This window comes from Methanosaeta sp. UBA458, assembly GCF_002496085.1.
In the GTDB taxonomy this organism is placed as follows: domain Archaea; phylum Halobacteriota; class Methanosarcinia; order Methanotrichales; family Methanotrichaceae; genus Methanothrix; species Methanothrix soehngenii.
Genome location: NZ_DAIK01000067.1, coordinates 1 through 5,476 on the forward strand (window position 1 = coordinate 1; position 5,476 = coordinate 5,476).

Genomic DNA, 5,476 nt, shown 5'->3' on the forward strand with positions numbered 1-5,476 from the left:
AAAAATTTTTATATGTCATGGGGTTTTTTTTAAGCCCCATATCGTATCTCTTTATCCAGAGAACGTCCAATTTCCATGGTCCCTACCCATTCCAGTACTCTGGGGAGACCGCATACAATGGACTGTTAGATATGATGGTGGATGCTTTTTTTTATTTTTATTTCATAGTATAGTTTTATCTCGTTTCTTTATCAATTCATCACAGAATGGTGGACTAAAATACTTTGGAATGCAATTCTGTCCACCATATACAGTAAAATTTATATATGATGGCCGATAAGTTAGACCAAGGATCCGGGATTCGCTTAAAGACTTTTTAAGTCATCCATCCCCTCAAGATGAATATACCCGGATCCTCCTCTCGAATTATCTGAAAATGATCCGCATTGAGATTATGGGCGGTCTTCTATTGCGATCAACCGGAATTTTGATCTATCATATAGCACCTTAATGAACTGTGACTGGCAATGATCGAGATCGATACAACCAGGCCTACAGAAGCGATAGATATCACATCAAATGTAATATTGGCCCTGCATGAGGAAGGAATTGAAGAAGGCATTGCTTTTGTCTTCACCCTCCATACCACCACCGCCCTGACGGTAAATGAAGCAGATCCCCCCCTAATGAAGGATATACAAAACCTTCTGCAGAGACTGGCACCCGAGAACGGCGGCTATCTTCATGATCATCATGATGGAAATGCCCATGCCCACCTGCGTGCAACGCTCATTGGCAATAGCATCACAATCCCTGTCGCAGAGGGCAAGCCGAAATTAGGAACATGGCAGAGAATTCTCTTCTTCGAGTTTGACGGTCCGAGAAGGAGGAGAATTTACATCAAGACCATCCCGTACAAATTATAAAAATAGCATAAATTAATCTAGTGCTTGGAGAAAGAGATCAAAAGGACGAAAAAGGTAAGAGAGGAAAGATATCCCTTTTCTTATGCCAGTCCCCTCATCCAATGTACTTTTCTTGTCTTTATTTGCTCGCTTTTTTGCCAGAGCAATTGGCACCTGTCTCGCTATCCTGAGGCATCAGATAGGAGTTCCCGAGCTCATTGCCAATTCTCTGAATGCCACCATGAGCTCTTTTGTTATCGGTCCAGGCTTGCCACTGCCTATTATTCTGCCGTCGATTTTGGTGACGGGAGCAACCTCTGCTGCAGTGCCAGTGACGAAGACTTCGTCCCCAGTGTAAAGGTCGAAAAGGCCCAGATCAGTCTCTATGACCTCAATCCCATTCTTCTCCGCCAACTCGAAGACCGCCTCTCTGGTTATCCCTTTCAGGTTATTGAGGGTATGAGGGGTGTATACCTTTTTATTCTTTATGACAAATATATTATCCCCACTTCCCTCAGAGATCCTTCCTTGGGAATCAAGGATAATAGCCTCATTTCCCCCTTTGACATTGGCCTCAATCTTGGCCAGGATGTTGTTCAGATAATTGAGGCTCTTGATATTCGGGGGCAGGGCATCGGGGGCGTTTCTGCGAACAGAGACACTGATGGCGGTCAGGCCGACCTCATAGAGGCTTCCATACATCGCCCCCCACTCAACTGCAACGATGATTACCGTGGGCTTCCTGCATTTCAGTGGATCCAGGCCCAGATCTCCATATCCTCTGGTAACTATAGGCCGGACATAGGCATCGCGCAGGTTGTTCTTGCGCAGCGTATCTCTGATCGCCAGAGCCATCTCCTCCTGGCTCAGGGGGATACAGAGCATGATGGCTTGAGCAGAATCAAAGAGCCTCCGGACATGATCCTCCAGCCGGAAGACCCGTCCTCCATATGCTCTTATGCCCTCGAAGACACCATCGCCATAGAGAAAACCATGATCGAAAACAGAAACCGCAGCGTTTTCAGCTGGAACATATTCACCATCAATATAAATAAGGCTCATAGGGAATCCTGTATCTCCATCATTACCAAGGATAAATGCATTTTGATTGAATCGATGGGTTTATTATGGAAGGAAGGCAGCTAGGTGCCTACTCTTCATGGGGTTTGGTGTCAATGGCTAAACTTGGTTTCGTCGTCTCGGAGTTCAATAGGGACATCACCTATCAGATGGAGCTTTTGGGCAGGGAGCATGCCCAGTTCCTGGGAGCAGATGTCGCAGCGGTGGTTTATGTTCCTGGAGTTTTTGATATGCCGATAGCAGTGAAGAAGATGCTCTGTCGCGAGGACATCGATGCCGTCGTGACAATCGGCTGTGTGATACAGGGAGAGACCGCCCATGATGAAGTTGTGGTCAATCATGCAGCCAGAAAGCTGATGGATCTGTCTCTTGAATGCAATAAGCCGGTAACCCTGGGGATCACCGGCCCCAAGATGTCCCGGGCAGATGCGCAAAAGAGGGTGGACTATTCCAAGAGGGCGGTGGAGGCGGCGGTCAAGCTCCTGCAGAGGCTCGGTGGGGATTAAAGAATGGTATCCGCGCGCATAGCCTCCATTCATGAGTCAACCACCCTGAAGATCTCGGCCACGGCGAAGAAGCTCACTGCCAGCGGCCTTGATATCATCGATATGGGAGTTGGCGAGCCGGACTTCGACACCCCTAAGCATATCGTCGAGGCGGGCTGCAACTCCATCAGGATGGGCGAGACTCATTATGCACCAACCGGCGGCATTCCCGAGCTGCGGCAGGCGATAGCAGAAAAGCTAAACCGGGAGAATCTGATTCATTCTACCGCTGAGGACGTGATAGTGACTCCAGGGGCTAAGATGGCCGTCTTTGCCGCCATCCAGGCCCTCTTGCAGGAGGGCGAGGAGTGCATATTGATAGGTCCCTCCTGGGTGAGCTACGAGCCCAGCGTGGCCTTTGCCGGAGGATCGGTGGTCTGGGGCGAGGTTGATGCCGATTTCATGCCCCAGAACATCGCGGAGAAGATAAGTCCCAAGACCCGGATGATCATAATCAACTCCCCCTCTAATCCCACCGGAGCGGTCTTCGAGCGGCCTGTGCTGGAGGAGATCCGCGACCTGGCAATAGATCACGATCTTTTTGTGATCTCCGATGAGATATATGAGAAGATAATCTATGATCATGAACACATCAGCATGGGCTCCTTGCCGGGAATGGAAGAGAGAACGGTTACCATAAATGGATTCTCCAAGGCTTATGCCATGACCGGCTGGCGTCTGGGCTATCTGACCGGCCCCAAGGAGACGATGAAGTGGGTGATCAGGCTTCTGTCACATTCCGTTTCCCAGGCCACCACTTTTGTGCAGCGGGCGGGGGTTGTCGCCCTGCAGGGGCCCGAGGATGATGTCGATATGATGGTGGCGGAGTTTCGCGCCCGCCGGGATCTCCTGGTCGCAGGCCTGAAGAGCCTGGGAATTCCCTGCGGCGTTCCAGGTGGCGCTTTTTATGTGTTTCCGGATGTATCAGGCTTTGGGGGAGGAGATCTATTCACCGAGAGGCTGCTCAAAGAGGCCCTCATTGCCGCCACTCCCGGATCTGCCTTTGGACCAGGGGGAAGGGATTATGTCCGGCTCTCCTACGCCACCAGCCAGAATCGGATCCGTCAGGCTCTGGAGAGGATAGAGAAGCTTATTATGTGAAAATAAATATAATATTACTTTTCGACGGATGCACCTCATCTTTTTCCTGCTTTTTCTTTTATCTATCGCTATCTAATAGTTCAATTTTTGGCTCTTCGCTGAATTATGTGGGTGATTTCAGGCAGAGAATATGGCCTCTGTTCCTCTGCGGTTGGGTCAAAGCATAGCGTTTCACCACATAGGCACCGAGACATAGAGTTTTTGCGATTCAAGTTCACCCATACCAAATGGCGAGGAGCCGTTAATATGAATGCTGCACCAGCTTAACCATGCTGCTCCTTCTCTCTTTTCATATCAGCCACTTGGAGCATCAGATCCCAGGCATTTATGGTGGATGATATCATCAACCAAATTACTACCAGAACTATCCAATCCAGATAACGTGTATCACCGTGAAGAATTCCTATTGCCAGGAAGACTACAATTGCAAAGCAAACGGTATTGGGAATCAGGAGCCTTCCTAGCATCTGGTTGGAAGTAAAGGCCCGCCCCCGCGAACTTCTACTTCTCGCGAATTTAAGCCAAAGTTTTCCCGTACGGGCAAGCATCATTAATCCCAGAATCAATAGCGGTACTCCGACGCCCATCGGTGTTTCAAACGGAACCATAAATATGAAGGCGAAAGATAGAATCATCAAGAAATCGCCGAAGGTCTGCCTGGCCATGGTATTCATGTCGCTATCTTTTCTAACGCTAGCTATGAAGTCTATATGAAGAGAGACTGAGACGAAGATAAGGCCAATTAGGGTTGCGGCTACAGAGCCGGTCAGCATAAAGAAGTTCGTCCAACTGTCGATGGTCTCCACGAATGGGTCTGACATGAAATTTGCTCCTCAGAGTTAGCCTCGTCTTTGACATGCTTTAGTATTATCAGGAACCACTAACAATATCATCATCTCGCCAATAGTCCAGATCAGATCGGTAATGCCTGCCATAGCTGAAGATCCGGAATCCCATTGTCTTTGATCACTATTGGATCTTCTCGCAAGCATTTGAGAGCTCTTCCAAAGCTATAAAGCATATCCTCCTCGACCGAAGCTGATCACATATCCTCTTGGACAAAAGAATGATTGCTACCCTAATAAGCATACTTGCGATTTTTTCTATTTTCTGAATTGGCTTATCCTTTCCATCCCTGAGAATGGCCCACAATATGCCGCAAGTGGTCGGATTTCTGAGGATGAACTTCTTAGCTATGATCCCTGCGCGAGAATTGTTCGGGAAAAAATGAGTCGAATAGCAGCGAAAGTTCTCTTCTGAGTGTTCAACTCATCCACGATTTAGAGGAGACTTGCGGCCTCGATGATCGATCCGTCATCGGTTATAAGGTAGGGTAGGGGATCAATGAGGTGATACTAATTGGAACCAAGAAATTCGATATACGATTTATTCATATTATACAGCGCATAATTATAACAAACCATAAAATCTTCCTTTAAAAAATTTAAACATATTCGGAAATAATCGATAACAGTAATGCTTATATAGCATTTTAATTGAAATTATATTGTGAAAGAAAAATCGGAGGTGAAACCAAATGTGCTGTCATACCGCAGAAAAACACATCCATGCTCATGAGCATGACGGAAAGATGCATGAGCACGAACATGTTCACGACAAAGAGCATCATAACCACACCCATCAATGCTGCCATAAGCATTGAGAGCTGATTACTCTGGCTCTCAGAGATGAGCAGCATTGCGATTCCTTTTTTTGATAGTTCTTCCGCGGCAGCTTTTTTTAACCATGGAGATGACGGCCTATTGCCCGATGATCGGGCAGAGCTTTTGCGACCATTCCTCTGAGAATCGATTATCTCTCATTCGTCCCGTGACGTTTAACTTGTAGGATTGCGAAGAACGAAGCGAGAAGTCCTAGGAGCATTCACAGATCGCTCCGGGGTGT

General features: G+C 47.6%; 5 protein-coding genes. 3 read left to right on the forward strand and 2 right to left on the reverse strand.

Annotation, left to right across the window (positions count from 1 at the left end; all coding sequences use genetic code 11):
• The first annotated feature begins 467 nt into the window (after positions 1-467).
• Entirely contained in the window at positions 468-866 is a 399-nt protein-coding gene (locus tag BP822_RS04615) for a secondary thiamine-phosphate synthase enzyme YjbQ (protein WP_013719817.1), read from the forward strand.
• Positions 867-1,040: 174 nt separating this feature from the next.
• Here the strand turns inward: BP822_RS04615 and ilvE are convergent, their stop codons facing one another.
• Positions 1,041-1,907 (reverse strand): branched-chain-amino-acid transaminase, encoded by an 867-nt coding sequence (gene ilvE / locus BP822_RS04620; protein ID WP_013719818.1) that lies wholly within the window; start codon positions 1,905-1,907, stop codon positions 1,041-1,043.
• A gap of 113 nt (positions 1,908-2,020) precedes the next feature.
• On the opposite strand from ilvE, the gene ribH reads away from it, so the two are divergent.
• Positions 2,021-2,431 carry a 6,7-dimethyl-8-ribityllumazine synthase gene (gene ribH / locus BP822_RS04625; protein ID WP_013719819.1) on the forward strand — a complete coding sequence of 137 codons (411 nt, stop codon included), beginning with the start codon at positions 2,021-2,023 and terminating at the stop codon, positions 2,429-2,431.
• Positions 2,432-2,434: 3 nt separating this feature from the next.
• Positions 2,435-3,571, forward strand: a complete 1,137-nt coding sequence (locus BP822_RS04630) for a pyridoxal phosphate-dependent aminotransferase (protein ID WP_286877822.1) — start codon at positions 2,435-2,437, stop codon at positions 3,569-3,571.
• 263 nt (positions 3,572-3,834) lie between these two features.
• On the opposite strand, the gene BP822_RS04635 is transcribed toward BP822_RS04630, so the two are convergent.
• Positions 3,835-4,392: a hypothetical protein gene (locus BP822_RS04635; protein ID WP_286877823.1), complete on the reverse strand. Its 558-nt coding sequence runs from the start codon at positions 4,390-4,392 to the stop codon at positions 3,835-3,837.
• Positions 4,393-5,476: the final 1,084 nt, after the last annotated feature.

Bases quoted from the DNA above. Each gene is read 5' to 3' on its own strand.
- BP822_RS04635 (WP_286877823.1), bottom strand. From the start codon at position 4,392: ATGTCAGACCCATTCGTGGAGACCATCGACAGTTGGACGAACTTCTTT.
- ilvE (WP_013719818.1), bottom strand. From the start codon at position 1,907: ATGAGCCTTATTTATATTGATGGTGAATATGTTCCAGCTGAAAACGCT.
- BP822_RS04615 (WP_013719817.1), top strand. From the start codon at position 468: ATGATCGAGATCGATACAACCAGGCCTACAGAAGCGATAGATATCACA.
- BP822_RS04630 (WP_286877822.1), top strand. From the start codon at position 2,435: ATGGTATCCGCGCGCATAGCCTCCATTCATGAGTCAACCACCCTGAAG.
- ribH (WP_013719819.1), top strand. From the start codon at position 2,021: ATGGCTAAACTTGGTTTCGTCGTCTCGGAGTTCAATAGGGACATCACC.